The 23989-nt window shown below is 71.6% G+C and carries 28 protein-coding genes and 2 pseudogenes; 14 read left to right on the top strand and 16 right to left on the bottom strand.

Going from position 1 to position 23989, the window contains the following annotated elements; all coding sequences use genetic code 11:
- Positions 1 to 21 precede the first annotated feature (21 nt).
- Both AB0J76_RS21800 and AB0J76_RS21795 read left to right on the top strand, forming a co-directional pair.
- Positions 22 to 771, top strand: coding sequence for an SDR family oxidoreductase (locus tag AB0J76_RS21800; RefSeq protein WP_352328408.1), 750 nt, complete (start codon positions 22 to 24; stop codon positions 769 to 771).
- A 103-nt stretch (positions 772 to 874) separates the two neighbouring features.
- Positions 875 to 1945: a P1 family peptidase gene (locus tag AB0J76_RS21795; protein ID WP_352328409.1), complete on the top strand. Its 1071-nt coding sequence runs from the start codon at positions 875 to 877 to the stop codon at positions 1943 to 1945.
- Positions 1946 to 1952: 7 nt separating this feature from the next.
- Here the strand turns inward: AB0J76_RS21795 and AB0J76_RS21790 are convergent, their stop codons facing one another.
- Entirely contained in the window at positions 1953 to 3077 is a 1125-nt protein-coding gene (locus AB0J76_RS21790) for an NAD(P)/FAD-dependent oxidoreductase (RefSeq protein ID WP_352328410.1), read from the bottom strand.
- A gap of 53 nt (positions 3078 to 3130) precedes the next feature.
- On the opposite strand from AB0J76_RS21790, the gene AB0J76_RS21785 reads away from it, so the two are divergent.
- Both AB0J76_RS21785 and AB0J76_RS21780 read left to right on the top strand, forming a co-directional pair.
- Positions 3131 to 3823 carry a TetR/AcrR family transcriptional regulator gene (locus tag AB0J76_RS21785; protein ID WP_352328411.1) on the top strand — a complete coding sequence of 231 codons (693 nt, stop codon included), beginning with the start codon at positions 3131 to 3133 and terminating at the stop codon, positions 3821 to 3823.
- Positions 3820 to 5049 carry an MFS transporter gene (locus AB0J76_RS21780; protein ID WP_364390254.1) on the top strand — a complete coding sequence of 410 codons (1230 nt, stop codon included), beginning with the start codon at positions 3820 to 3822 and terminating at the stop codon, positions 5047 to 5049. Before AB0J76_RS21785 ends, AB0J76_RS21780 begins: the two co-directional genes overlap by 4 nt.
- A 17-nt stretch (positions 5050 to 5066) precedes the next feature.
- Here AB0J76_RS21780 and AB0J76_RS21775 read toward each other — a convergent pair whose 3' ends face one another.
- The 4 genes and pseudogenes from AB0J76_RS21775 to AB0J76_RS21760 all read right to left on the bottom strand — a co-directional run bounded on the left by AB0J76_RS21775 (position 5067) and on the right by AB0J76_RS21760 (position 6337).
- On the bottom strand, positions 5067 to 5378 hold the full coding sequence (locus AB0J76_RS21775; RefSeq protein ID WP_352328413.1) for a hypothetical protein: 312 nt from the start codon (positions 5376 to 5378) through the stop codon (positions 5067 to 5069).
- The gene (locus AB0J76_RS21770; RefSeq protein WP_352328417.1) at positions 5327 to 5704 is read right to left on the bottom strand and encodes a hypothetical protein; all 378 of its coding nucleotides are present in this window, start codon (positions 5702 to 5704) and stop codon (positions 5327 to 5329) included. Before AB0J76_RS21770 ends, AB0J76_RS21775 begins: the two co-directional genes overlap by 52 nt.
- Before the next feature lie 34 nt (positions 5705 to 5738).
- Positions 5739 to 5924: pseudogene (locus AB0J76_RS21765) on the bottom strand (ATP-binding cassette domain-containing protein); the annotation flags it as partial.
- 20 nt (positions 5925 to 5944) lie between these two features.
- Positions 5945 to 6337, bottom strand: a complete 393-nt coding sequence (locus AB0J76_RS21760) for a GntR family transcriptional regulator (RefSeq protein WP_352328414.1) — start codon at positions 6335 to 6337, stop codon at positions 5945 to 5947.
- A gap of 171 nt (positions 6338 to 6508) precedes the next feature.
- Between AB0J76_RS21760 and AB0J76_RS21755 the strand changes: the two genes are divergently transcribed.
- Positions 6509 to 7063, top strand: coding sequence for a GNAT family N-acetyltransferase (locus tag AB0J76_RS21755; protein WP_352328416.1), 555 nt, complete (start codon positions 6509 to 6511; stop codon positions 7061 to 7063).
- A 110-nt stretch (positions 7064 to 7173) separates the two neighbouring features.
- On the opposite strand, the gene AB0J76_RS21750 is transcribed toward AB0J76_RS21755, so the two are convergent.
- Together AB0J76_RS21750 and AB0J76_RS21745 are read right to left on the bottom strand one after the other, a co-directional pair.
- The gene (locus AB0J76_RS21750; RefSeq protein WP_352328415.1) at positions 7174 to 8031 is read right to left on the bottom strand and encodes a helix-turn-helix domain-containing protein; all 858 of its coding nucleotides are present in this window, start codon (positions 8029 to 8031) and stop codon (positions 7174 to 7176) included.
- A 223-nt stretch (positions 8032 to 8254) separates the two neighbouring features.
- Positions 8255 to 9361 (bottom strand): hypothetical protein, encoded by a 1107-nt coding sequence (locus AB0J76_RS21745; protein WP_352327335.1) that lies wholly within the window; start codon positions 9359 to 9361, stop codon positions 8255 to 8257.
- Positions 9362 to 9409: 48 nt separating this feature from the next.
- On the opposite strand from AB0J76_RS21745, the gene AB0J76_RS21740 reads away from it, so the two are divergent.
- From AB0J76_RS21740 to AB0J76_RS21730, 3 genes are all read left to right on the top strand, one after another.
- Entirely contained in the window at positions 9410 to 10090 is a 681-nt protein-coding gene (locus tag AB0J76_RS21740; RefSeq protein ID WP_352327336.1) for a polymer-forming cytoskeletal protein, read from the top strand.
- 167 nt (positions 10091 to 10257) lie between these two features.
- A complete protein-coding gene (locus AB0J76_RS21735; RefSeq protein ID WP_352327337.1) occupies positions 10258 to 11970 on the top strand; it encodes a C39 family peptidase in 1713 nt (570 codons plus the stop codon).
- Between the two features lie 157 nt (positions 11971 to 12127).
- Positions 12128 to 12673: an isochorismatase family cysteine hydrolase gene (locus AB0J76_RS21730; protein ID WP_352327338.1), complete on the top strand. Its 546-nt coding sequence runs from the start codon at positions 12128 to 12130 to the stop codon at positions 12671 to 12673.
- Between the two features lie 107 nt (positions 12674 to 12780).
- Here AB0J76_RS21730 and AB0J76_RS21725 read toward each other — a convergent pair whose 3' ends face one another.
- A complete protein-coding gene (locus tag AB0J76_RS21725) occupies positions 12781 to 13365 on the bottom strand; it encodes a DinB family protein (protein ID WP_352327339.1) in 585 nt (194 codons plus the stop codon).
- 63 nt (positions 13366 to 13428) lie between these two features.
- Between AB0J76_RS21725 and AB0J76_RS21720 the strand changes: the two genes are divergently transcribed.
- Complete coding sequence (locus tag AB0J76_RS21720) at positions 13429 to 13563, top strand: hypothetical protein (RefSeq protein ID WP_352327340.1); 135 nt, start codon at positions 13429 to 13431, stop codon at positions 13561 to 13563.
- Between the two features lie 295 nt (positions 13564 to 13858).
- On the opposite strand, the gene AB0J76_RS21715 is transcribed toward AB0J76_RS21720, so the two are convergent.
- Together AB0J76_RS21715 and AB0J76_RS21710 are read right to left on the bottom strand one after the other, a co-directional pair.
- Complete coding sequence (locus AB0J76_RS21715; RefSeq protein ID WP_352327341.1) at positions 13859 to 14230, bottom strand: hypothetical protein; 372 nt, start codon at positions 14228 to 14230, stop codon at positions 13859 to 13861.
- Positions 14231 to 14238: 8 nt separating this feature from the next.
- Entirely contained in the window at positions 14239 to 14964 is a 726-nt protein-coding gene (locus AB0J76_RS21710) for an SDR family oxidoreductase (protein ID WP_352327342.1), read from the bottom strand.
- 102 nt (positions 14965 to 15066) lie between these two features.
- Between AB0J76_RS21710 and AB0J76_RS21705 the strand changes: the two genes are divergently transcribed.
- Entirely contained in the window at positions 15067 to 15903 is an 837-nt protein-coding gene (locus tag AB0J76_RS21705; RefSeq protein ID WP_352327343.1) for a helix-turn-helix transcriptional regulator, read from the top strand.
- Positions 15904 to 16034: 131 nt separating this feature from the next.
- On the opposite strand, the gene AB0J76_RS21700 is transcribed toward AB0J76_RS21705, so the two are convergent.
- Entirely contained in the window at positions 16035 to 16628 is a 594-nt protein-coding gene (locus tag AB0J76_RS21700) for a pentapeptide repeat-containing protein (RefSeq protein WP_352327344.1), read from the bottom strand.
- A 434-nt stretch (positions 16629 to 17062) separates the two neighbouring features.
- A complete protein-coding gene (locus AB0J76_RS21695) occupies positions 17063 to 17425 on the bottom strand; it encodes a hypothetical protein (RefSeq protein ID WP_352327345.1) in 363 nt (120 codons plus the stop codon).
- A 92-nt stretch (positions 17426 to 17517) separates the two neighbouring features.
- Between AB0J76_RS21695 and AB0J76_RS21690 the strand changes: the two genes are divergently transcribed.
- The gene (locus AB0J76_RS21690) at positions 17518 to 17865 is read left to right on the top strand and encodes a GNAT family N-acetyltransferase (RefSeq protein WP_352327346.1); all 348 of its coding nucleotides are present in this window, start codon (positions 17518 to 17520) and stop codon (positions 17863 to 17865) included.
- Between the two features lie 227 nt (positions 17866 to 18092).
- Here AB0J76_RS21690 and AB0J76_RS21685 read toward each other — a convergent pair whose 3' ends face one another.
- On the bottom strand, positions 18093 to 18671 hold the full coding sequence (locus AB0J76_RS21685; RefSeq protein WP_352327347.1) for a TIGR03086 family metal-binding protein: 579 nt from the start codon (positions 18669 to 18671) through the stop codon (positions 18093 to 18095).
- A gap of 597 nt (positions 18672 to 19268) precedes the next feature.
- Here AB0J76_RS21685 and AB0J76_RS21680 point away from each other — a divergent pair.
- Positions 19269 to 19865 (top strand): TetR/AcrR family transcriptional regulator, encoded by a 597-nt coding sequence (locus AB0J76_RS21680; protein WP_352327348.1) that lies wholly within the window; start codon positions 19269 to 19271, stop codon positions 19863 to 19865.
- 216 nt (positions 19866 to 20081) lie between these two features.
- On the opposite strand, the gene AB0J76_RS21675 is transcribed toward AB0J76_RS21680, so the two are convergent.
- On the bottom strand, positions 20082 to 20945 hold the full coding sequence (locus AB0J76_RS21675; protein ID WP_364390247.1) for a YwqG family protein: 864 nt from the start codon (positions 20943 to 20945) through the stop codon (positions 20082 to 20084).
- Between the two features lie 231 nt (positions 20946 to 21176).
- Here AB0J76_RS21675 and AB0J76_RS21670 point away from each other — a divergent pair, with 231 nt between their 5' ends.
- Together AB0J76_RS21670 and AB0J76_RS21665 are read left to right on the top strand one after the other, a co-directional pair.
- A complete protein-coding gene (locus AB0J76_RS21670) occupies positions 21177 to 21857 on the top strand; it encodes a winged helix-turn-helix domain-containing protein (RefSeq protein WP_352330780.1) in 681 nt (226 codons plus the stop codon).
- The gene (locus AB0J76_RS21665) at positions 21857 to 23182 is read left to right on the top strand and encodes an MFS transporter (RefSeq protein ID WP_352330782.1); all 1326 of its coding nucleotides are present in this window, start codon (positions 21857 to 21859) and stop codon (positions 23180 to 23182) included. The genes AB0J76_RS21670 and AB0J76_RS21665 overlap by 1 nt, the downstream gene beginning before the upstream one ends.
- Here the strand turns inward: AB0J76_RS21665 and AB0J76_RS21660 are convergent.
- Together AB0J76_RS21660 and AB0J76_RS21655 are read right to left on the bottom strand one after the other, a co-directional pair.
- The gene (locus tag AB0J76_RS21660; RefSeq protein ID WP_352330784.1) at positions 23160 to 23480 is read right to left on the bottom strand and encodes a multidrug efflux SMR transporter; all 321 of its coding nucleotides are present in this window, start codon (positions 23478 to 23480) and stop codon (positions 23160 to 23162) included. The two genes, AB0J76_RS21665 and AB0J76_RS21660, sit on opposite strands and share 23 nt — an antisense overlap.
- 135 nt (positions 23481 to 23615) lie before the next feature.
- Positions 23616 to 23918: pseudogene (locus AB0J76_RS21655) on the bottom strand (multidrug efflux SMR transporter); the annotation flags it as partial.
- Positions 23919 to 23989 lie beyond the last annotated feature (71 nt).

Below are 23989 nucleotides of genomic sequence, written 5' to 3'. Positions count from 1 at the left end.
CCTGATCGACAGGAACACATCATGAGCAACCTCCATGGCAGGACCGCGCTCGTCACCGGCGCGAGCAGAGGGATCGGCCGGGCCATCGCCCAGCGTCTGGCCGCGGACGGCGCGCGCGTCGCCGTCCACTACGGCGGCAACGACCAGGCCGCCGCGGACACCGTCGCCGCGGTCGAGGCGGCGGGCGGGCAGGCGTTCGCCCTGCGGGCCGAGCTGGGCACGCCCGGCGACGCCGAACGCCTGTGGGCCGCCTTCGACGCCCGCGCCGACGGGCTGGACATCCTGGTCAACAACGCCGGCATTTTGGGCGACGAGCCCGGCATCGAGCACGTCACCAGACAGCAGTTCGAACGGCTCTTCGCGGTCAACGCCACCGCCCCGTTCTTCGTCACCCAGCTCGCACTCCCCCGGCTGCGCGACGGCGGCCGGATCGTCAACGTCTCCACGATGCTGACCCGCGGCTCGGCGATGCCGACCGCGATCAGCTACGCCATGTCCAAGGCCGCGCTCGACGTGCTCACCTCGACGCTGGCCAAGCAGCTCGGGCCGCGCGGCATCACCGTCAACACCGTGGCGCCCGGCGTCATCGACACCGACATGCACCAGGGCAGACTCGTCGGGGACGCGCTGACCTGGTTGTCGTCGCTGTCCCCCATGGGCCGCGTGGGCACCCCCGAGGACGTGGCCGGCGCGGTGGCCTTCCTGGCCGGCGACGACAGCCGCTGGGTGACCGGCCACTGGCTGGACGCCTCGGGCGGCACCCTCCTCTGACGACGCGACCCGAGCAGTCCCTACCCGAGCAGCCGCAACACCCGCACGGCCTGAACCGCCAGCGGGCGTGGCGGCGGAGGGGAGCCCCGAGAATGGGAGCATTATGGACAATCACCTCACCGCAGCCACGAGGGGACGCGCGCGGGCGCGCGAGCTGGGCGTCGTCGTCGGCGCCCTGCCGACCGGGCCGTTGAACGCGATCACCGACGTCGAAGGCGTCCTGGTCGGCCACACCACCCTCGACGACGGCGCCGACCTGCACACCGGGGTCACCGCCATCGTCCCCCGTCAGCTCACCGCCGAACGGCGGGCGCTGCCCGCGGCCGTGTACGCCGGCAACGGATACGGCAAACTGGTCGGCTCCACCCAGATCGACGAACTCGGCGTGCTGGAGTCGCCCGTCGTGCTGACCGCCACGCTGTCGGCGTTCCGGGCCGCGGACGCGCTGCTCTCCTACCTGATGGACCGCAGCCCGGAGGGCATCTCCTTCAACCCGGTCGTGGGCGAGACCAACGACGGTTTCCTGTCCGACATCCGGCGCCGCCCGATCACCGAACGGCACGTGCTCGACGCGTTGGAGGGGGCGTCCGGCGGGCTGCCCGCCGAAGGGTGTGTGGGAGCGGGCACCGGGACGACGGCGCTGGGCTACAAGGCGGGCATCGGCACCTCGTCCCGGCGGCCGGTGATCGAGGGGGCCGCGGGAGGCGAGGGGGACGCGGTGACGGTCGGGGCGCTCGTCCAGGCGAACTTCGGCGGCGTGCTGACCGTGGGCGGCGTCCCGATGCCGGTCGAGGAGCTCGTCCCGGGGGCCGCCGGCGAGGAGCCCGTCGGCAACTCCTGCATGATCGTGGTGGCCACCGACGCGCCGCTCGACGCACGTCAGCTCGCCCGCCTGGCCCGCCGGGCGATCTTCGCGATGGGCCGCGTCGGGGCGTCGTACTCCAACGGGAGCGGCGACTACGCCATCGCCTTCAGCACCGCCTCGCCCGAGCTCCCGCGCCTGCCCGACGCCGGCCTGAACCCGCTGTTCGCCGCGGTCATGGACGCGGTGGAGGAGGCGCTGCTCAACTCCCTGTTCACCGCGACGACCACCACCGGCGTGCGCGGCCGGACCCGTCACGCCGTTCCCTACGACCGGCTCCCGCGCACCGGCGCGGGACAGCAGGTCGGCTAGCCACCGGTCAGGACGGCTGGAGCGCGTCGAAGACGGCCAGGGCCGTGGCGGGATCCGGGCCGACGAGACGTTCCAGGCCGTCCGCCGTCATCTTCGCCCACTTGCCGGCCCGTTCCCACATCCGCTCCTCGAAGGCGCGGACGACCTCGTCCGGATCGCCGGGTCCGGCGGCGAGGGCCTCGGCGAGCTCGGCGCCCTCCAGCATCGCCAGGTTCGCGCCCACTCCCAAGGGCGGCATCAGGTGGGCGGCGTCCCCCAGGAGCGTCACCCCGGGGACGTGGGCCCAGGTGTGGGCGACAGGCAGGACGTGAAGGGGGCGGTCGACGAACGCGGTGCCGCGGCGCAGGAGGTCGAGCACGGGGTCGGCCCAGCCCTCGAACAGCGCCAGCAGGCGGGACCGCACGGCCTCGACGCCGTCCGGGCCCGTGCCGGTGCCCGCGTGCCGCTCCAGCGGCGCGCGGAACTGGGCGTACACCTTGACGTGGCCGCCGCTGTTGCGCTGGGCGACGATGGACCGGTTCACGCCGTAGACGGCCACGGAACCGTCGCCGACCAGCCGGGCGAGGTCCGGGTGGCGGGTGTCCACGTCGTCGAGTGAGGTCTCGACGGCGGTGACGCCGGTGTAGTGCGGCATCGCGGCGGAGAGCGCCGGGCGGACCCGGGACCAGGCCCCGTCCGCGCCGACCACGAGGTCGAACGTCTCCTGCCGCCCGTCGGCGAAGCGGAGCAGCGCGCCGTCCCGCGTTCCGGGCGTCACCTCCGTCACGCCGTGCCCCCACCGGACGTCCAGCGGGCCGAGCAGCAGGTCGCGCAGCTGCCCGCGGTCGATCTCCGGATTGGCCTGCTCGTCCGGACGGGGCCGCCAGTCGCGCAGCACGGTCCCGTCCGGGGCCAGGATGCGCATGGCCTGCCCCTCGGGACGGGACAGCGCCCGGAACTCCGCCAGCAGCCCCGCCTTGTCCAGGGCGCGCTGGCCCATCCCCTCGTGCAGGTCGATCGTGCCGCCCGGAGGACGGGCGTAGGGCCCGGCATCGCGTTCGAAGACGGTGACGGGGTGGCCGTGGCGGTGCAGGACGCGGGCGAAGGTGAGGCCCGCGGGCCCGCCTCCCACAACGGCGATACGATGTCTCATATCGATACACTGTATTTCGCCGATACGGCGTATCGCAACAGTACGATGTATCCATGACTGTGTGGGACCGCCCGGAGCCGCCGACCCGACCCGCGCCGCTCGACCGGCGGCGGATCGTCGCCGCCGCCGTCGCGCTGGCCGACGAGGGCGGGCTGGAGGCGGTGTCGTTGCGCAAGGTCGCCGCCCGGCTCGACGTCGGCCCGATGCGGCTGTACGGATTCATCTCCACCAAGGAGGAGCTGTTCGACCTCATGGTGGACGAAGTCCACGCCGAGATCCTGCCCGACGGGCCGCCCGGCGGCTGGCGGGAGGCGCTGCGCGACCACGCGGTCCGCACCCGGCAAGCCGCCCTCCGTCACGAATGGCTGGCCGACCTGCTCGGCGGCCGTCCGAGCCTGGGCCCGAACGCCCTCGCCGTGACCGAGGGCACGCTGGCCGCCCTCGACGGCCACGCCGACCTCGACACCGTCATGCACGCCGTGCGGACCGTCGGCGCGTACATGACCGGCGCGATCAGGCGCGAGATCGCGCACCTGCGGGCCGAGCGCGCCACGGGCCTGTCCAAGCTCGACTGGCAACGCGCCTACGGCCCGCACGTGAGCCGGATGCTGGCCACCGGCCGCTACCCCACGCTGGCCAAATTCGTGCACGACGGCACGGAGGTGGCCGCCGAGGAGTCCTTCACGACCGGCCTGGAGTGGGTCCTCGACGCCGTGTCCGCCAGACTCGACCGGCCGTCGGCGTGACACCCCCCGTGCCGCCTTCCGGGCCCGCCGCGGCGTCGCCCGCGGGGGCGCGACGGCGGATGTGGCCGCTGTACGCGGCCGGGTTCACCACCGCGTTCGGCGCGCACGGCATCGCCGCCAACCTCGGCGGGTTCTCCTCGGACGCGGTCACCTCGCTGCTCGTCCTCGGCGGGCTGCTGGCCCTGTACGACGGCGCCGAGGTGCTGCTCAAACCGCTGTTCGGCAGCCTCGCCGACCGTATAGGCGCCCGTCCGGTGCTGGTGGGCGGGCTGGTGGCGTTCGCGGTCGCCTCCGGCCTGTACGTCGTCGCCGACAGCCCCGGCTGGTTGTGGGCCGCCCGCCTGGGCCAGGGAGCGGCGGCCTCGGCGTTCTCACCGTCGGCCTCGGCGCTGGTGGCCCGGCTCAATCCGGCCGCCAAGCTCGGCCGGGCCTTCGGCGGCTACGGCTTCTGGAAGTCGATCGGCTACACCCTGGGCCCGCTGCTGGGCGGCGTGCTGGTGTGGGCCGGCGGCCTGCGGCTGCTGTTCGCGGTCCTGACCGTGCTGGGCGTGGCGGTCGCCGTGTGGGCCGCGGTGGCCGTGCCCGGGGTGCCGCCGCTGCCCAAGGTCCGCCAGACGGTGCTGGACCTGGCGCGGCGCCTGGCCGATCCGGCCTTCCTCGCGCCGACCGCCGCCCTGGCCGGGGCCACCGCCGCGCTGTCGGTCGGCGTGGGCTTCCTGCCCGTGTCCGGCCGGGCCGCCGAACTGGGCACGGTCGCGACGGGCGCGGCGGTGTCCGTCCTGGCGGCGTGTGCGGCGGTGGTCCAGCCCAGGGCCGGGCGGGCCCTCGACGAAGAGCGTCTGTCGACCCGTACCGGCCTGCTGGGCGGGCTGCTGGTCACCGCGGCCGGGCTGGCCTGCGCCATGCTGCCCGGCCTGGCCGGCATCCTGTCGGCCGCCGTGCTGATCGGGGCCGGGACGGGGCTCATCACCCCGCTCGGGTTCGCCGCCCTCGCCGCCCGCACCCCGGCCGAACGCATGGGCCAGACCATGGGCGCCGCCGAACTCGGCCGGGAGCTGGGCGACGCCGGGGGCCCGCTGCTCGTGGCCGGCGTCGCCACCCTGGCCTCGCTCACCTACGGTTACGCCGCCCTCGCCCTCCTGCTCGCCGCCGGCCCCCTCATCGCCCTCGCCGTCCGCGGCCCCCGCCGCGGTGACGGTCCTGCGCCAGGCGTCCCGTCACCGTGACCAGGCGATGATCGGCTTCAGATGCGGGGCCGGAGGGTGCGCCGGACGGCGACACCGCCCATGGCGAGAGCGGGGATGAGCAGGATGCCCGCTTCGATCCATTGGAACTGCCAGAACCTGCTCGCCGGGTGGTATTCCGCCACGAGTCGATAGCCGTGGCTGAACGTGCACTTGGCGTACTTCATGGTCGACTCGTCTGTCCCGCAGGGGCCGGCGAGCGCGAGCTCTGCCGCCTGAGAGGTGTACTGCGTGCCGCTCCTGTCGATCCAGTAGCTGTTCACATGCAGGGCGCCTTCCGGTTCGAGTTCGTCGACGACCTCGGCCTGCACGACTCGTTCTGTTGGTGCGTGCCGTGCTCGTACTCCCGGGCCAGGAGCGGAGCGCCCCAGAAGGCGCCGATCAACGCCGGGGCCAGCAGTGTGAGCCAGCCGAGGAGTTCACCCACCGAGTACATGCGCTCGTTCATCTCCATGCGGTAGGCGCTGCACACGGGCGTGTCCGCCACGCAGCCGGCCGCCGGAGCGGACCGGGCGGCGAAGTCGGCCGCGCCGAGACCGCTGATGAGGAGAACCACCCCGAGGACGGCCAGCAGCACCGTGGTGACGAGCACCTGCAGGCGATGCTTGCCCGACCAGTTCGCCGAAGACCCGCACACCGCCCTGAGTGGGGGCGATCAGCCCGGCGACCAGGTGCAGGAACGTGGACTTGCCCGCGCCGTTCGGTCCGACCAACGCAACCACCCGGCCGGCGGGGACGGACAGCGTGCAGTCGCGTAACGCCCACGTGCCCCGATACCGCTTGGCGAGCCTCACGGCCTCCAGAGCCGTCGGGCTCTGTGCGGGAGCGGTGAGCTCCCCGGAACCGCCGCCGAACATCCTCGCTGTCCGATCCGCTGTCATGCGATCCCCTCCTGCACGGAGTCGGCGAGCACCATGGCGAACAACGCCTCCATGTCTCCTTGGTCGAGCCCCGCTGCATGGCAGTCGTGCGCCCACCGGGCGAGGTCGCGGCGGAGCCGGGTGTGATCGGCCGTGGCCCCGCTGCCCAGAGACCGCCGTACGAACGTGCCCAGCCCGGGCCGGCCGGCGACGAACCCCTCGTGTTCCAGTTCGCGGTAGGCCTTGGCCACGGTGTTCGGGTTGATCGCGAGGTCGCTGACGACCTCTTTGATCGTCGGCAGCCGATCGCCGGGCATGAGCGCGCCGAGCCGCAAGGCGTGTTTGACCTGGTGCACCAGTTGCAGATATGTCGCCACACCGGAGCTGGGGTCGAGGCGAAACTTGATCACCGCAATACCCTTTTCCTATTAGATTAGTAAAAGGGTATTGGCGCCCGCGATCTTCGTCAACTTGGTCTCCTGGCCTCTTGCGCGGGTCGTCGCCGGCCACTGCCGCTGCTCACCGGGGCGCGGGTGATCGGCGGCGCCGGCCGGTTCTGGCATCATCGCCGGGTGATCCCCATGACGACCGACCGGCTGCTCCTGCGTCCACCGGACGACGACGACCTCGCCCCCTTCACCGCCATGAACGCCGATCCCGAGGTCATGCGGTACATCGGCGACGGGTCCGTCCCGCCGCCGGACCCGGACCGCACGGCGGCGTGGATCGCGCGCGCCCGGCGGAAATGGCGGGAGAGCGGCCACGGCCCCCTCTCCGTCGTCGTGCGCGAGACCGGGCTGACGGCCGGCTGGGTCACCCTGACGGTGCCCGCGTTCCTCCCCGAGATCCTGCCCGCCGTGGAGATCGGCTGGCGGCTCGGACGAGCGCACTGGGGCAACGGCTACGCCACCGAGGCGGCCGGAAGGCTGCTGCGGTTCGGGTTCGCCGAGTGCGGCCTCGACCGGATCGTCAGCATCCGTCACGTGGACAACCAGCGGTCGCGCCGGGTGATGGACAAGCTCGGCCTGCGGTTCGCGTTCGAGACGGTGGTCCCGGCCCACGGACGGCCGGTCGCCGTGCACGAGATCACCAGAGCCGCCCGGGAGGAGCCGCCACCTCACCCGCGCCTGACGTAGAGCAAGAGCACGGCGGCCCGACGCCGGCGGCCGCCTCACCGCCCCCGAGGCGGCCGACCTGTGCCTGGCCGGCGCGCTGTGCCTGGTCGGCGGCGGGCAGGCATGATCCGCTAGGCGGGGTCGCGGGGAGGCCCGGACGGCCAGGCGACGTCGTCCACCGCGAGGAACGGCGAGAGCGCGACCCCGGCCGGCGTCACGCCCGCGAAGGTCATGACGTCCCTGTGCAGGTGAGACTGGTCGGCGTAACCGCTCTCGGCCGCCACCAGGGCGGCGCGCTCACCGGCGGCCAGACGGTGGGCCGCCTGGTCGAAGCGGATGAGCCGGGCGACCCGCTTCGGCGTGAGGCCGACCTGGGCGCGGAACCGGGCCCACAGGCGTTTGCGGCTCCAGCCCGCCTCGGCGGCGAGCCGCTCGACGGGCACCCGCCCGCCGCTGGCCGCCATCCGCCGCCAGGAGAAGGCGACCTCCGGATCGGCGGCCCGGCCCTGGTCGGCCCGCCTGGCCAGGGCGTCGCGCGCGATCGCGAACCGGTCCTCCCACGACCGGGCGGCCCGCAGCCGCTCCTGCACGCGTTCGGCCTCGCGCCCCCAGAGGTCGTCGAGCGCGACCACCGTGCCGCTCAGCTCGGCGGACGCGCCCAGGACGGCGTGCGCCGCCATCGGCGACAACCGGACCTGCAGGCACTCCATCCGGCGGGTCAGGCCGCTCCCCCGCACCTGCCGGGGCGCGAGGCCGGCGACGACGCGTCCGAGCTGGCGGGAGCCGCGGTCGTCCTCGATGGTGAACGGCTCGTCGCCGAGGTCGAAGAGCAGGGTGACCGCGGGGTGCGGGACCAGGGCGAGGTCGCGGAACTCGTTCGCCCGGTCGCTGAACCCCGCCATGACGACCCCGGGCAGGCCGCCGGGCCGCGACGGGACGGTGATCTCCCATCCGGGCACATGACCGCGAACCGCCGCAACTGACCGCACCCCGACATCGTACGAGCCCCGTATGCGCGGTGACGGGCGCGGGCTGGCCGGCCACCGCATCGGTCACTAGACTCGACGGCAGGCCGCCCCGGGGCCGACGGCCACCTGGGAGTCCCGGCCTCGACTGTGTATAGGTCCTCTTCAGGCGTCACAGCCTGCTCGGATCGCGCGTCGTTCCGGGCGAAGCGTCACCCTCCGGGGGTTGCGGCCCCCGGAGGCCGCCTCACGTCACGCCGAGGATGCCCTGGATGGCGGTGACCACGCCGGCCAGCGCGCTGCCCGCCGCGCCCGCGTCCGAGGCGATCTCGAAGATCGTCTTCAGCCGGGTCCTCAGGCCGCCCTCGCTGCGTTCGTCCGGCGTCCTGTCCAGCTCGCGCCGCACGCCCTCGGCCGCGTCCTCGACCGCCGCCGCCCGCTCCTCGGGGAGCTCGTCGCGGAGCAGGTGAACGGCGTCGAGCAGCTCCTCCACCAGCGCCCGCAGCTCGGCCGCGTCGTCGCCGGAGGCGTTGTGCACCGTGGCGTCCCCGCTGCCGGTGCTGATCGCGCTGTTGTTGAAGGTGTTGCGGTTGAACGTGGTCACGTTGACCTCCGGCGAGTAGTGGAAGGGCCGGTCGGACCCGGCGGCGGCCATCAGGACGCGGAGCTGCTCGACCCGGGCGGCGATGACCGCGTTTCCCGACGAGCCGGCCAGGTGGTCGAGGGTCTGCACGGTGTCGGCGTAGACCTCCTGGGTGCGGGCGAGCATCTGCGCCAGCATCTCGGCCGCGGCGAACCCGTACCGCGAGGGACGCAGCAGCAGGTCGAGCGCACGCATCAGATATCGCTCGACCTCCGGCTGCTCCACGTCCAGGCGGCCGTCCTCGCACAGCGCCAGCACCTGCTCGACGACCGCGTACTCGGCGTGCAGCCGGGACAGCAGCACGCGCATCCGCCGCAGCTCCTCGTCCGGCCTGTCCAGATCGTGGGCGGGGATCACCTTCCACATCGACACCCGCAGCCCGGCCGCGCGCCGCACCCACGCATGATGGACGGCCTTGTAGCGCCAGTGGTAGTCCTCCACCACGACAGAGGGCGCGCCCGCGCGCACCCACCAGTCCTCCGGGTCCGCCACCGCCGACGTGCGTTCCAGCAGGTGCCGCGCGAACCGCGGCCCGAAGGCCACCAACGGCGCGTGCGCCGCGCGTTCGCCGCGCAGCCAGGTGGTCGCCGACATGGCCAGCCGCACGACGTTCTCCGCGCCGTCCCAGATCTGGTTCGGGTCGAGCAGGCGGCGCCGGAAGCCCACCTCCAGCCGGTTCACGACCCGGTCGGCGTAGAAGTTGCGCAGCACGGAACACAGACACGATCACCACCCGGTCTGATTGCTAGGGTCACGCGCATGCGATCGACATACCTCGGCTGGGACGATGCGGTTGACCTGTTCGAGCGGCGCGGCCTGCCCAAGGAGACGTACGGGAACCTGTACGAGGAGGAGTACATCCTCGTGCCCGGTCCCGCCACGGTGACCGGCGAGCTCCCCCTCGACGAGCACGATCGCACGCCATGGCGGGACGGCGCCCCCGACGCCGCGACCGGCTACATCGTGGACGGCGATCTGGTCGTCGACGGGAACGTCACCGACGTGGACGACGGCTCCGCCGCGCTGATCGTCCTGGGCGACCTGCGGGCGCGGAACGTCTACCTGGCCGGTGACGCCAAGCTGGTCGTGCGCGGCCACGTGACGGCCGAGACGTTCGTCGGCGACATGACCGACAAGCTGGTGATGATCCATGGCGATCTGCGCACCACCGTCTCCATCTTCTGGAACGAGTTCTGTCCCGATCTGATCGCCGGCACCCTGCACGGCAGGGCGCTCACGCCGGCCTACCTCAACCTGTCCGACGCCGCCGTCGGCGCCCTGGCCGACCCGTCGCCCGAGGTCCCGCTCAGCCGCCTCCTCGTCCCGGAACTGCTGGTCAGCGGCGCCCCCGGCCCCGACGACCTGCCCGAGATCGGCGTCCGCGGCGACGTCCTGCGCGACCGCCTGCTGTCCGGTCTGCCCCTCACGATCGCAGGATGAGCCCCGGACGCCGATCGCGCATGACAGGTGTTTCCGCCACACCGGCCATGTCCCCCAAATCACCCACGACCACTGATCACGGTCAGACATTTTGACGACGTGCCTTCGACGGGGGCCGCGGTTCACGCTTTGGGAGCGAATTCCGCGATCTACCACGAAGGACGGTCATGTCACTCCAGCTCAAGAAATGCCGGAAATCACTCCTGGCGGCGGCCGCCGTCGCCGCGCTGACCGCAGTGACGGCGCTGACCGGCGCCGCCACCGCGCACGCTGCCGCGGCCACGGCCGCCACCGACCAGAGCGTCAGCACCTTACGGACCGGTGACGGGTTCGACGTGCTGATCGGCGGCCAGGCCCGCCTCCACCTCGCGCAGCCGGAGAAGTCGGACGGCGTCGTGACCGCCGCCGGTCCCGGCCACGTCGCCGTCATCCCCGACCACGACGGCTCGCGCGGCAGCCGCCTGATGACCTACGACACCCGCACCGGGCGCACCCGCACCCTCGCCCGCGGCAAGGTCGTCTCCGCCGCCTTCTCCCCGGACGGCACCCGGCTCGCCTACACGGTCGCCGGGCAGGCCGGCGCCGACCTGTACGCGGGTTCCGCCGAGGCGCCCGGACGCCGGATCGCCGCGATCCCCGGCGCCCGCGTCGAGGTGGTGGGCCTGTCGGGTGACGCGAGCACGGCGTTCGTGGCCGCCTACCCCGACGCCCGCGATGACCGTCGGTACGCGGCGAGCCTGCTGCGCGTCGCGCTGGCCGACGGCTCGGTGACGCCGCTCATCGCCAGTGACCCCGCCCACGGCCAGGTGTACGCCGACTTCCGCCTGGTGACCGGCGACCGTCAGCTCGTCAGCTTCATCCGGCGGTCGGGACCGTACCTGTGCTCGGGACGCTCCGAACTCGGGCTCGCCGGCCTCGACGGCCGGACCGTGGCCACGTACGGCGCGAGCTCCGGCACGGCCTACCGCGAGGCGGTGTGGAGCGGGGACGGCGACCGGGTCGCCTACGCGGCCCAGCCGTGCGCGTCCCAGTCGAAGGCCGCGGCCGACCCGGCGGCGACGGCCGCCCGTACCCGCGAGGAGTCGGGCACGTTCGTGGCCCGGGTGTCGGGCGGCGCGCCCGTCCGAGTGGTCAGCGGGGTGACGTCGGAGTTCGGGATCGGCGGGTTCGACGGCGACCGGGTGCGGCTGGCCTCGGCCCGGCTCGGGGAGCGTACCGTCGGGGCGGACGCGGTGGCGCGCGGCGTGGCGCAGCCGCTCGCGGCGGCGAGCCTGGACGGCGTGTCCCGCTCGCTGGCCGGCGGCCGGACGAACCGCGCCGTGCACATCAACCAGATCTACGACACGCGGGACGAGTTCGACGGGCGCGGCTCGTGCGGCCCGACCACCGCCGTCATGACCATGGCCGGCTATCAGCTCGGCGAGTGGGGCCTGTGGGTGAACTACGGCGGACGCCACTACTCGCCCTACGGCCGCTACGTGACCGACCAGTACGACTACAACGGCTCGACGTTCTCCGAAACCGCGCCCGACTACTCCGGCAACGGCGCGTGGCAGGGCGCGCACGGCACGATCTACGACCCGCGGTACGGCGCGGTCTGGGCGGACATGTTCGGATACATGAACCGGCACACCGGCTGGACCAGGAAGAGCGACTGGAACCCGACCTTCGTCCGCGACCAGATCGACATCGGCAACCTCGTCGCCGTGTCCGGCCAGATGACCTCCGCCGGGCACATCGTCCTCATCAAGGGCTACACCGATGACGGCAGGTGGGTCGTCAACGACCCGTACGGGCCGAACACGAACGGCGGGCCCGGCGGCGCCGACCAGGTGTACGACACCGCCTACCTGCGCCCCGTCCAGGTCTGGGGCAACTGACCCCCGCGCGCGCCGGGGCCGAGAGCAACCACCTCCGGCCCCGGCGCGCTCACAGCCGCGGTTGCTGATATCTCAACTGTTGCCTACTGTGATCCCAGTTGGCAGGAGGTGGGCGCGGGCCGTCGCGCTCGCCGGAAACATCGGACGGAGCAATGTCGTGACCAGTGCACTCATCATCGGCGACCTCCAGCGGGGCATCACGGGCGGTTACCCGTTCGCCCAGCAGGTCGTGCCGCCGCTCACCGAACTGCTGCCCCGTGCCAGGGCGGCCGGCGTCCTGGTGGTGTTCGTGCACTTCGCCTTCCGGGCCAACGGCGCCGACGTGCCGCCCGGCAGCGCGCTGATGAAGTCGTTCTTCGAGGCCGGCGACGCCTTCCACGAGGGGTCGGCCGGAACCGAGCTCGCCCTGCCGGTCGCAGAGGAGGACGTCGTCGTGCTGAAGCGCCGCGCCAGCGCGTTCGCCGGCACCGACCTCGACCTCGTGCTCCGCGCGCGGGGCGTCACCACTGTGCTGGTCGCCGGCGTCGCCACCAGCGCGATGGTGGCCGCGACGTGTTACGACGCGGCCGACCGCGGCTACCAGGTGACGGTGCTGAGCGACGGCTGCGGCGACGGCGATCCGGCACTGCACGACTTCTTCGTGGACGCGGTCTTCCCGAGCCGGGGGTTCGATGTGGTGTCGTGCGAGGAAGCCTGTCGTTGACGGCACTGTGACGATTGCGCCGGGTCGGGACGGTCCCGCGCGACGAGGACGCCTGCACCGGTGGTGGTGGGAGCGGGGGTGAACCCTGGATCCGCCAAGGGTGCGCCCTAGCGGGTGCGGGCCGTCCTGGCGGCGTGCTCGATCTTCGCGCAGTAGGCCGCACGGGCTGCCTCGTCGATCCGCTCCTCGTGTTCGGGGCGCAACCCGGTCCGGCCGTCGAGGCCCTCGCGCAGGATGTCAGCGTGCCCGGCATGCCGGGTGGACTCGGCGAGGACATGGACCATGATGGCGAACAGGTTCATGTGCCAGGCCGGCGTCGACTCCGGCCACCACGGCACGTGGCCGGGGGCGTCGAGGGGAAGCTCGTTGATCGTCGCGTCCGAGTGGTCCCACGTGCGCCGGTAGAACCCGATGATCTGGTCGCGAGTCTCGTCCTCGGTCGCCCACAGATCGCTGCCGTCGGAGTCCTGCCACCGGGGCAGCGGTTCCGGGGAAGGGCGGTCGAAGACCTCGCCGAAGTACCTGGCCTCGGCGGTGGCCAGGTGTTTGACCAGGCCGAGAAGGTTGGTCCCGGTGACTGTCAAGGGTCGGCGGACGTCGTATTCCGACAAGCCGTCGAGTTTCCAGAGCAGCGCCCTGCGGTCCCGGCGCAGTCTCTCGTGCAGGTTGTCCTTCGCGAAATCGTCGATCACGGGTCCCGATCCTGTCAGACTGTGCCGGGGAGCGGCCCTGCGCGAGGTGGTTGTTCTCGGCGGATGAAGATCACCCTGAGGGATGTGGAGTTGACCGTTCGGGAGACCGGTGCGGGGCATCCGGTCGGCCACCGCATCCACAGCCTCGCCCCCGGTGCGTTCGCCGCCGAGGTGCTGCCTTACCTGTGCGGCGGTTAGCCCGCCCCCGGCCGCCTCGCTCTACGGGTCACTCGCCGAGACAGAACCACCCATGGTCACCTTCCTGTCCGGCTTGGGGGGCGGCCCACGGCGTCAGGCGTGGAGCCCCCCGGCGGACGCCGGGAGGCTCCGGAGCGGCGGCATCCGGTAGGGGTTTGTCAGGGCGGGGTGGGTGGGATCCTCCCGGCCCAGTACGGCGCCTTCATGCACCATGCCCTCCGCCGCCTGCTGCCCGTGCTCTCGCGCCTGAGCCCGACGACCCGGCCGGCCCGCAAGCGCGTGACCATGCCTGCGGCTACAACTGGCGGCGGATCGCGTCGATCGTCGTCTCCGGCGAGGTGTTGAAACAGAACCGGATCCCCGGCGCCGCGGTGGCCAGCACGTTGATCAGCCGTTCGAAGAGCAGGGTGTGCTCGGGAATCGTCCGCACGCCGGCCCCGATCATCGCCACGCCGAAGGAGGGCCCGGACTCCAGACAGTCGCGCAGAGTCTTCTCCGCTGCTTCCGGGTCGGCTTCGACGAGACAGGACGTCACGTCGAGTCCCGCCTCGCGCAGGGCCGCCTCGCCCTGCGCGATCCGGGCCGTGAGAACCTGCTCGTCGAGACCGGGAAGCGCGGTGTAGTCGATCGCGCTGGGGTGCAGACCGATGGAGATGATTGTGGTCATGTTGTCTCCTACCAGGGGATCGGGCCGTTGCCGCCGAAGAAGCCGCCGGTCGGCCCGTCCGGCTCCAGGGTAGCCAGACCGACGACCACCTCCGCTGCTTCGGCCACCGTGTGGACGCCCGTGTGATGGTTCATGTCGGTGGCCGGGTTGCCCGGGTCCGCGGCGTTGATCTTGAACGTCGGCAGCGCCCGGGCGTACTGGGACACGATCATGTTGAGCGCGGTCTTGGACGAGGCATAGTCCAGGGCCAGGAAACCGTGCTCAGGGCGGGCAGGGTCGGCGGCGTTGGCCAGCGAGGCCAGAGCGCTGGACACCATGACGACGCGGGGGTGCTCCGACCTGCGGAGCAGGGGCAGGAACGTGTGTGTCACCCGTACCGGACCGAACACGTTGGCCTCGTACAACGGTCGCAGCAGGCCGGCGTGCATGTCGGCCGGATCCATGATCGGGCCGCCGACACCCGCGTTGTTGACCAGGACGTCCAGGCGGTCCGTCTGCTCGGCCACCTTCTTCACGGCGGTCGCGACGGAATCGTCGGAGGTGACGTCCAGCTCGACGAACGTGACATCGAGGCCCTGGCCAGCCAGCGAGTCCGCGGCCTGCCGGCCCCGTTCCCGATCCCGGGCGGTCAGGAACACGCGCCAGCCACGGCTCGACAACTGGCGTACCGTCTCCAGGCCCAGCCCCTTGTTCGCCCCGGTCACCAGGGCCACCGTTCTCAGATCTGCAGTCATGACCTCCATCCTCGGGACGGGCCCCACGGCCTGCCAGGACCGGTGTGGCCTGGGACTGGCCGTACCACCCGGTCGATCCGGCTGGTACGGCATGATCGAGGGATGAACCGCGCCGAACTCGCCGAAGTGCTCCGTACGGCCCGATCACGCCTGCGCCCGCAGGACATCGGGCTGCCGGCGGGATCCCGCCGCCAGGTCGAGGGGCTGCGCCGGGAGGAGGTGGCCATGCTCGCGGGCCTGAGTGTCGACTACGTCGTACGCCTGGAGCAGGGCCGCGGCCCCCGGCCGTCGAGTCAGGTCATCGCCGCCCTGGCCCAGGCGCTGAGGCTCGACGACGACGACCGCGACCTGGTGTTCCGGCTGGCCGGGTACGAGCCGCCCCACAACGGGCGCATCCAGATGGTCGTACGGCGGAGCGTTCTGCGACTCCTGGACCGCATGTCGGACCTGCCCGTACTGGTGCTGTCGGCCAAGGGCGACGTCCTGGCCTGGAACCCGCTGGCGGCGGCGTTGCAGGGCGACATGTCCGCCTGGCCCCGCCATCGGCGCAACCTCATCTGGCAGCGCTTTCTCGGCAGCAGCCGCTGCCAGGTCGCCCTGAACGCAGGCGACGACGATGCCGCGGCCCGCGCCTCGGTCGGCACCCTGCGCGCCGCTCAGGCCCGCTATCCGCGCGACCCGGACCTCGTCCGGATGATCGATGAGCTGCGTCGTGGGAGCCCCCGCTTCGACGAGCTGTGGAGGGAGGGGCGCTCCGCTGCATGGCGTGCCGCGGCAAAGAGCATCAACCATCCGGCACTCGGTACGATCACGCTCGACTGTGACACACTCCTGCTTCCTGATGACAACCAGACAGTGCTGATGTACTCCGCCGAGCCGGGCTCCTCAGAAGCGGCCGCACTTGATCTGTTGCGGGTGACGGGGCTGCAGCGGTTCTGACCCGCACTCGCACCGCCCCAGGGCCGGACGCGAGCATGACGGCGATCGGGCAGGTCGCCGGGGCCTGCGTTCCTGGGGCATGCCTTCGGATTTCTCGCTGATGAGCAGATCGCCCGGTACGGCCGCGTCGCTCAGCGGACGGCGCCGGCGAAGTTCGCCTCGACAGGGTTGGTGACGGTGGCGTTTCGCAAGTCCGCGCCCCGCAAAGTCGCTCCACTGAGAAATGTCTGATTCAGGGTGGCGAACTGCAGGTCCGCGCCGGCGAGATACGCGTCACTCAGGTCGGCACCGAAAAGCTTGGCGTAGCTCAGGTCGATCTTGTGAGAACCGTCGCGTGTGTGGTCACGGCGTCCGATGACGTTCAGCGCCGCCTGGAGGTCGGCGGGCGCCGCAGGCAGCAACCTTTCCGCGCCCACATTGCTGATCGGGGGCGGGGAGCCCCGCTTCGCGGAGTGTCCGCGAACGAACGCGGTCAGCACTCCCATGATCGCGGGCTGATCTTGCGGCGAGTCGTGCTCGATGCGTTCGAGGGCGTAGATCCCGCCAACGCGGACGTCGAGTGCACGGTTGCCGAGTTGCTCTACGGCGCGGCCGAACCGCTCGGTGGTCTGGCCCTGCTCCGCGAGTTTCAGCTGTTCGCGAGCCTGTTGCACGGAGTCGCCGGTGTAAATCAGGGCGAACCCGGCTGTGGCCGAGCTGCCCAGGGCGGCCACAGCGGTGATCATCGCGACTATCAGCGTGAGTCTCTGGGTCCGATCAGGACCCGGCGCGGAACCGCCCGCGTCTGGTTGCCCGCTCATCGCCGCCCTTCCCCTGGACGAGGTCATGCGTATGGCGCGTCAGGCGGCCTGCGCGAGGGAGCCCACAGTTCTCCTGGATGCTGGAGGTTCCGACAGCACAGCCTCGGCTGGACGTCACTCCGTCCCCATCGATAGTAAGGATCACCCTTCGACATCCCAACCCGAAGTCTTCGCCATATCCCCGAACATCCACCCATTTGGCTCAGGGGTCACGGCACCACGGCCGTTCCGTCGTGTTGGCGGCTTCTTCCCGAGCGTGGCTCCAACCGCCAGGTAGTCCCAACCCCTCAGAGGCCCGGAACTCTGTCCGGGCCTGGAATCGGGCACACCCCAGCGCTAACCCCCGGCGCTCTGAGCGGTTAGAAGCAGTCTTTTCGGGGGGTGCGTCCCGAAGCCTCGATCTCGACGGTCTTGGTCTTGGAGCTGCCGGGGGCCGTGAGGATCATCGCGATGTGCAGCTTCCCGCCGGAACCAGTGCCGCTGCCGCTGCCGCAGACCGAGCGGGCCTGCTTGGTGAGATGGTGGAAGCGGTAGACGGCCTTCTTCCAGTTCTTCTCCGGCGTCATGACCATCCACTCCTCCCCGTCGGTCTTCTCGGCCGTGCAGTGACTGACGCCCTGGCAGGGGTTGGTGTACAGCTTGGCGGACGCCTGGGCGGGGTGGGTCAGCAGCGCTCCCGTGACTGCCGCAGCCACCAGGCCCAGGGCGAAGGTCTTCATCATGTGCACTTAGATGTTCACGGCGAACTCAAGGTTCGTGCGGTCTGTGCTCAGCAGCCGGCACCCCCGACGCCCTGCCCCCCGGCTCTCCACAGATGGTCGCCGACGTGCATGAGTGGCTGACCGACACCGTGCACCGGCGACGGCTGGACGGCGAGGGCGTGCACCTGGCGATCGTGGAGCAGGCCACCGGCGAGATCGTCGGCAGTGTCGGATTGCGCGACACGGACTGGGAGGCCGGCCGTACCGAGATCGGTTACGGAATTCACACTGGTCAGCGAGGTCGCGGCTACGCGACCGAGGCCGCGCGCGGTTGGACGGTGGGCGCTCGTCAACGGTGGGATACGGCGTGTTCAGCTGCGCTCCCGCATCGACAACGCCGCTTCCCTACGGGTTGCCGAGAAGGCCGGATACCAGCGGGAGGGCACCGTGCGGGTCGCTGAGCGGGACGGGTGCGCGGCTCATGACCTGGCCGTCTTCTCGATGATCGCCACATGAGCAGCCGCAGAGGCTGAAGAAAACCGCCGCTCGTGATCCGGGCGGAGCTTCACCGACCAGCAGCGGTTTGCCCCTGCCGCGCCGGTCACAGTCGAAGGTGGAGCCAGATGTTGCACCGGTCGAGCTGGCCACGTCTCACCTGGCCAGAGTTCTGGTCACGGCCGCCTGCACGTCACGTGGGCCGATGCGGGGCGAGGTCGCGGCCGAGGAAGGCCAGCAGCCGCCGGTGGGCGGGTGCGCCTGCGGGCTGGTGAAGTTCGGGGCCGAACATTCCGGGACGGCGGAAGGCATCGAAGTCCATGCCGCGCATGGTGGCGAGCAAGTCGTCGCAGGCCTGCTGGTCCACCAGCGTTTCCTGGTCGGTGGCGATCGCCAGGTCGACGCCGTGCACCAGGACCTCGGTCAGATGGATGAGTGCGGCCATCGGCCCGGGCACTTCCCCGAATCCCAGCCGCACGGTCGTCTTCAGGGCACTCTCGCGGTGCCAGGCCGCGAGGTCGAGCCTGGCGGCTCCGAGAAAGGCGTCCTGCGGGTCGGCGCCCAGCCAGTCATCCTCGTGCTCGCCGCCGGGGCCGGTGCCGGTGAGCTCGGCGGCGAAGATGCGCATGCCGCCGACCAGGTGGTTGAGCTCGGTACGCACGTCCCATCCCGGGCAGGGTGTGGGGGCGGTGAGCTGCTCGTCGGTGATGCCCTTGACGATGGTCGCGGTCATGTGGACGGCCTGGTCGATCCGGCCGATGACGTTGGTCATCTGGTTGCTCATTTCGGTAGTCGTCGTGCTCGGGCATTGATCAGGTCCAGCCCAGGTTCTCCGCTGAGGTTCACGGGTTGCCCCGGCTTCGGAAGTGAGCGGGCGAGTGTGGAGGGGACGGCAGGAAGGCGACCAGCCGGCGGACGATGTCCTTCAGCTCGTGGTGACGGCGCCAAACCGACCATGGCAGGACGAACGCCGACAGGAGTGCCGCTGGTCGACCAGGAAGTCCCACAGCGCGGGCCCGGACCCCCGTTGCTCCTCGTCCGGGTGCTCCAGTTCCACCGCCGGCAGCGTCATCGCGATCGCGAAGATCGCATCGGTGAAGGGAGCCCGCCTCTCGGGAGTAAGTGGAGCGACCGCCGTAGGCGCAGTGCTCGCCGATTCCCCTGACCTCGGGGTGGGTGATGAGGGTGCTGGACCCCTTGGGGGGCGGGTGCAGGCGGGCGGGCTCGCCGTTGAAGAAGGCGTCGTTGAGGAACTTCACGGCGGGCTCCCATCACTAATCGAGACGGAACGGGACCGTCTCGATACGTCGCACCATAGTCCCGGCGCTACCCGAGACGCAACCGTTCCGTCTCGGGTAGGCTTGGTGGCATGAGTCGATCGCCAGCAGCTCGCCCGCCCGGCGGGCCCGTGCTTCAGGATGCCGTCACCGACGCGATCCGCACCGCCTTCCTGGAAGAGCTCGCCGAGGTCGGCTACGGAAGGTTGTCGCTGGAGGCCGTGGCCCGGCGGGCCGGCTCGGGCAAGGCCGCCATCTACCGGCGCTGGCCGTCCAAGGAAGCCGTGACCATCGACCTGATCGCCCAAGTCTCCATCGCCGCAACCGACACCCCCGACACCGGAAGTCTGCGCGGCGACGTCCTGGCCTTCCTGACCGCAGTCGACGCGGCGCTCCGGCATCCACTGGTGTCTCGAATTCTGCCCGACCTGTTCGCTGCAGCTGTCCACCATCCCAACATCGCCGACGCCCTGCGCGACAGGGTCGGTGGAGCTCGACGCGAGAAGGGGGTCAGCGTCCTGCGGCGGGCCGTGGAACGCGGAGAACTCGCGCCCGACACTGACTTCGAACTCGGCCTCGACCTGCTGGCGGGCCCCCTCTACTGGACCACCACCGTCCGCCAGGCCCCCGCCGACCCGGCCCGCCTGCAACGGCTCGCGGACAAGGTGGTGGCCGCCCTCGCGGCATGACGAGGTGCCATCCCAAGTGACGGAGGTATTGACGGCCGGCCCGGCTCGCACCACCCGGTAGGCGCGATCCAGCCGCTCGGCGTGCTCGGCCAGCAGGTTCGCGGGGTCGTCGGGCAGGGCGCTTGAGGTGGCGGATGACGCTCGGAAGCCCCCCAACGGCAAGGGTTCACTGACCTGGGAGAACCCCGCTGACGTCGGATTCAGCCCCCCCGCGCCCTAGCACTGCATGGTGAGACGGGCTTGGTCGAAGCGGTGGGCGGCCAGGTGTTCGGGGCGGATCAGCCAGTAGAGGGCGCCGGTGTCACCCCACGTCATCTTCGCGTCGCTGTCGCTGTCGAACTGGGCAAGCAGGATCCAGCGCTCGGCTTCCCGGTCCAGGGCGGGGGTGCCCCAGGAGTGAACGCCGCCGAGCGCCGCGCTCGCCACCTCGTACTCCACCGGACCCTGCACGGGTACGGCGTGGCCGCCGATCTGGTGGTCGATGCGGGTGCGCAGCCGCCGGAAGGCCTGGACGAACGGCCGCAGCGGGGCCGGGGTCTCGCGAGGCCCGGGCCAGTGCCTGCCGTCGCCGAGCAGGGCTTCCCGGGCCTGAGGCAGCCACAGGTCGGGGGCGCTCTCCTCGACGCCTGCGGCCAGTTGCACGTACGGGTACGGTTCCAGCTCCGGGGGTGTTTCCGCCCGGAGAACCGGCGTGCCTTCCGGGACGTACAACACCTGGGCCCCGCCCCATGTCTCCGGGGCGTCGAGGGAGCCGGACGAGCCGCCGTCGTCCATGTCGTCGTGGCCGTCGCAGTAGAAGAACAGCAACGTCCCGTCCTGCGGGAAGGCCGCGGGCAGCCCGGCGTGCGGGAGCGCCGAGCACCGCACCGATGCGACGAAGGACAGCGGGCCGTGCCCCGGCCACTCGGGCCAGACGGCCCCGGTCGGCAGTTCCGGCTCCCCGCCGAGGGTGGCGACGGCCTGCTCGCCGTCCGCGGCCCGGCGCAGACGTACGCACGGACGCAGCAGCGCGGTCCACCGCTCGGCGAGGTCGGCGGGCAGATGCTCGGCGGCGAGACGGGAGTATCGCTCATCAGTCATGAGAGCCATGATGAAGCGCTTCACTGACATCCGAGCCGTTCACCTGGGCCGGCCAATGACGGTCCCGCCGCTGGCCGGCCTCGGATGCGGCGATGCGGGCCGAGGTCTCGTCCGAGGGAACCCCGCGCGGCTCGGCGACTCGAAGCGCTCTGACGTCACCTCCGCCAATTGCAAACATCTCTTCGCGAACAAGTCTTTGCGAAGAGATGTTTGCGGTCTAGGCTGCCGGACATGACCGAACCCTCCGAGAGCGTGGTCGTCCTCGACGCCAAGGGCCTGCGGGCACTGGCCCACCCGGTACGGGTGCAACTCGTGGACCTGCTGCGCAAACACGGCCCGTCCACCGCCACCCGCCTGGCAGAACGCCTCGGGGTGAACTCGGGCACCGCCAGCTACCACCTGCGCAGGCTCGGCGCCGCCGGATTCGTGGCGGAGGACGCCGAGCGCGGCAACGCCCGCGAACGCTGGTGGCGCTCGGTCCACCACGTCACCCGGCTCAGCGACGACGAGCTGTCGGAGCGGGAGCCCGAGGCGGTGCTGGCCTACATGCAGTCCATCGCCGCCCTGTACGGTCTGCGAACCCAGCGGGCGCTGAACGAGCTGCCGACCATGCCGGCGGAGTGGCGGCGGGTGCTCGACCTCAGCTCCGTCACGCTGCGGATCACCCCGCAGGAGGGGCTTCGGCTGCGTGAGGAGCTGACGGAGGTCATCGACCGCTACCGCCGCGACACGCCCGGCCAGCCGGCCCCCGAAGGGGCCGCCCGGGTCTCCCTGATCACCCAGCTCCTACCCGACCTACCCGAAGCGACCGAACCGCTCAAAGCGAGCGAACAACCAGAAGCGAGCGAACCATCCGAAGCGGCCGAGTCGACCGGACTGCCCGAGTCGCCAGAGTCGCCCGAGGGTGCGTGATGGGGTCGGGCGCGTCGTTACGCCCGATGGCCGGCCTGCTCGCGGCCATGGCGGTGTCGCTGACCGCGACGCGCGTGTCGGCCATCGCGTTGCCCTGGTTCGTCCTGACGACGACCGGGAGCCCGGCGCGGACCGGGATGGTGGCGTTCGCCGAGATGGCCCCGTACGTGCTGGTCAAGGCGCTGGCCGGGCCGCTGGCCGACCGGGTGGGGCCGCGCCGGATCTCCTGGATCGGGGACGTGGTGAGCGCCGCGGCGGCCGGAACCGTTGTCCTCCTGCACGCGCTCGACCTGCTGCCGCTGGGGGCGCTGATCGCCCTCGTCGCGGTGGTCGGCGCGGCCCGCGGTCCGGGCGATCTGGCCAAGGAGATCATGATCCCCGAGGCGGCCGAGCGCGGGCGGGTGCCGCTGGAGCGGGCCACCGGGCTGATGGGCGTGACCGAGCGGCTGGCCCAGACGGTGGGGCCCGCGGCGGGCGGGGCGGTGGTGGCGCTGCTCGGACCGCTGCCCGGCCTCGGCATCAGCGTCATCTGCTTCGCGCTCGGCTCGGTGATCGTGACGTGGGCGCTGCCACGCGGCATGGGGCACCGCGCTCCGGCGGAGGAGACGCAGCAGGGGTACTGGCGGCGCTTCGGCGAGGGGTTCACGTTCCTGCGTGGCGAGCCGCTGCTGCTGTCCGTGGTCGTCATGGTCGGCATCACGAACCTGCTCGACGCGGCCTTCGGCCAGGTGCTGGTGTTCGTGTGGGCCAGGGAGTCCGGCCACGGCGCCGCCGTGGTCGGACTGAACAGCAGCGTGATGGGATTGACGGCGGTCGGCGGCAGCCTGGTCGCGGCCGCCGTGGCGCACCGGATGCGGCGCAGGCCCGTCTTCTTCGTGGCGTTCCTGCTGGCCGGGCCGACCCGGTTCCTCGTCCTGGCGGTGGACGCGCCGGTGTGGGCCATGGTGGCGGTGTTCGCGGTGGGCGGGTTCGCCGGCGGGTTCCTCAACCCGATCCTCGGAGCGATCTCCTACGAGCGGGTGCCCCGGAGCCTGCTGGGCCGGGTGAACGCGCTGAAGGACTCCCTTGCCTGGGCCGGCATCCCGCTCGGCGGGCTGGCGGGCGGGGCGCTGGTGGCGGTCGCGGGGCTGACGCCGGTGCTGCTCGCCGGCGGGGCGGTCTACGCCCTCACCACGAGCCTGACGGGACTGCGGCCCGAGTGGCGGCAGATGGACCGGCTCCGCGGCCAGGGCCCGCCCGCCCCGACCGCCTCGCCGATGCCGCCGACGCCACCCGCGCCGCCGGCGCCGCCCGCGCCACCGGTCAGACGCCTGCGGCGATCTTGAGGAGCACCACGCCGCCGATGATCGCCGCGAACGAGGCGAGCTTGGCCGGCGTGATCTTCTCCTTGTAGATCAGCGCGCCGAGGACGACCGTGCCGATCGAGCCGATGCCGGTCCAGATGGTGTAGCCGACGCCGACGTCCAGGGACTTCAGGGCCAGGCTCAGGGTGAAGATGCCGCCGGCGGCCGACAGCAGGGTGAAGACGGAGGGCCACAGCCGGGTGAAGCCCTGGGTGGCGTTGGTGCCGAGCGCGAAGCCGATCTCGAAGACGATCGCGATGGAGAGATAGATCCAGGCCATGATGACGTTCCTTGGGCAGTGGTGGGCGGGTGGTCAGACTGCGGCAGGCTTGGTGGCGGCGGACCCGGTGGCGGACCCCGAGGCGGGGCCGGCGGCAGGCTCGGCCGTGGGCTTGGCGGACAGGCGGTCGGCGAGCTTGAGCCCCAGCACGCCGCCGATGATCAGGACGAAGGCCAGCCCCTTCCAGACGGTCAGCTCCTCCCCGAAGATCACCGAACCGAGCAGCACGGTGCCGACCGAGCCGATGCCTGTCCAGACGGTGTAGCCGACGCCGACGTCCAGGGTCTTCAGCGCCAGGCTCAGGAAGAAGATCCCGCCGGCCGCGGCGGCGGCGGTCAGCAGGGACGGCCACAGCTGGGTGAAGCCTTCGGTGGCGTTGGTGGCCAGGGCGAAGACGACTTCGAAGACGGCGGCGATGAGCAGGTAGATCCAGGCCATCTCAGGACCCTTCTTTATTTGCATGTACGTGCAAGCGGTTGACCGACAGAGAGAAGCTTGCATGTGCATGT

The organism is Nonomuraea sp. NPDC049624, assembly GCF_040675255.1.
Lineage (GTDB): Bacteria > Actinomycetota > Actinomycetes > Streptosporangiales > Streptosporangiaceae > Nonomuraea.
The sequence above is the reverse complement of the archived record's forward strand: the minus strand, read 5'-3'. Positions and strand labels throughout refer to the sequence as shown.

What these genes read in the sequence shown, in the direction of transcription:
- AB0J76_RS21720 (WP_352327340.1), top strand. Translation starts at nt 13,429, where the DNA reads ATGAAGATCACCCTGAGGGATGTGGAGTTGACCGTTCGGGAGACCGGT.
- AB0J76_RS21665 (WP_352330782.1), top strand. Translation starts at nt 21,857, where the DNA reads ATGGGGTCGGGCGCGTCGTTACGCCCGATGGCCGGCCTGCTCGCGGCC.
- AB0J76_RS21790 (WP_352328410.1), bottom strand. Translation starts at nt 3,077, where the DNA reads ATGAGACATCGTATCGCCGTTGTGGGAGGCGGGCCCGCGGGCCTCACC.
- AB0J76_RS21685 (WP_352327347.1), bottom strand. Translation starts at nt 18,671, where the DNA reads ATGACCAACGTCATCGGCCGGATCGACCAGGCCGTCCACATGACCGCG.
- AB0J76_RS21675 (WP_364390247.1), bottom strand. Translation starts at nt 20,945, where the DNA reads ATGACTGATGAGCGATACTCCCGTCTCGCCGCCGAGCATCTGCCCGCC.
- AB0J76_RS21680 (WP_352327348.1), top strand. Translation starts at nt 19,269, where the DNA reads ATGAGTCGATCGCCAGCAGCTCGCCCGCCCGGCGGGCCCGTGCTTCAG.
- AB0J76_RS21705 (WP_352327343.1), top strand. Translation starts at nt 15,067, where the DNA reads ATGAACCGCGCCGAACTCGCCGAAGTGCTCCGTACGGCCCGATCACGC.
- AB0J76_RS21700 (WP_352327344.1), bottom strand. Translation starts at nt 16,628, where the DNA reads ATGATCACCGCTGTGGCCGCCCTGGGCAGCTCGGCCACAGCCGGGTTC.
- AB0J76_RS21695 (WP_352327345.1), bottom strand. Translation starts at nt 17,425, where the DNA reads ATGATGAAGACCTTCGCCCTGGGCCTGGTGGCTGCGGCAGTCACGGGA.
- AB0J76_RS21715 (WP_352327341.1), bottom strand. Translation starts at nt 14,230, where the DNA reads ATGACCACAATCATCTCCATCGGTCTGCACCCCAGCGCGATCGACTAC.
- AB0J76_RS21800 (WP_352328408.1), top strand. Translation starts at nt 22, where the DNA reads ATGAGCAACCTCCATGGCAGGACCGCGCTCGTCACCGGCGCGAGCAGA.
- AB0J76_RS21710 (WP_352327342.1), bottom strand. Translation starts at nt 14,964, where the DNA reads ATGACTGCAGATCTGAGAACGGTGGCCCTGGTGACCGGGGCGAACAAG.
- AB0J76_RS21735 (WP_352327337.1), top strand. Translation starts at nt 10,258, where the DNA reads ATGTCACTCCAGCTCAAGAAATGCCGGAAATCACTCCTGGCGGCGGCC.
- AB0J76_RS21755 (WP_352328416.1), top strand. Translation starts at nt 6,509, where the DNA reads ATGACGACCGACCGGCTGCTCCTGCGTCCACCGGACGACGACGACCTC.
- AB0J76_RS21740 (WP_352327336.1), top strand. Translation starts at nt 9,410, where the DNA reads ATGCGATCGACATACCTCGGCTGGGACGATGCGGTTGACCTGTTCGAG.
- AB0J76_RS21660 (WP_352330784.1), bottom strand. Translation starts at nt 23,480, where the DNA reads ATGGCCTGGATCTATCTCTCCATCGCGATCGTCTTCGAGATCGGCTTC.
- AB0J76_RS21795 (WP_352328409.1), top strand. Translation starts at nt 875, where the DNA reads ATGGACAATCACCTCACCGCAGCCACGAGGGGACGCGCGCGGGCGCGC.
- AB0J76_RS21690 (WP_352327346.1), top strand. Translation starts at nt 17,518, where the DNA reads ATGGTCGCCGACGTGCATGAGTGGCTGACCGACACCGTGCACCGGCGA.
- AB0J76_RS21670 (WP_352330780.1), top strand. Translation starts at nt 21,177, where the DNA reads ATGACCGAACCCTCCGAGAGCGTGGTCGTCCTCGACGCCAAGGGCCTG.
- AB0J76_RS21785 (WP_352328411.1), top strand. Translation starts at nt 3,131, where the DNA reads ATGACTGTGTGGGACCGCCCGGAGCCGCCGACCCGACCCGCGCCGCTC.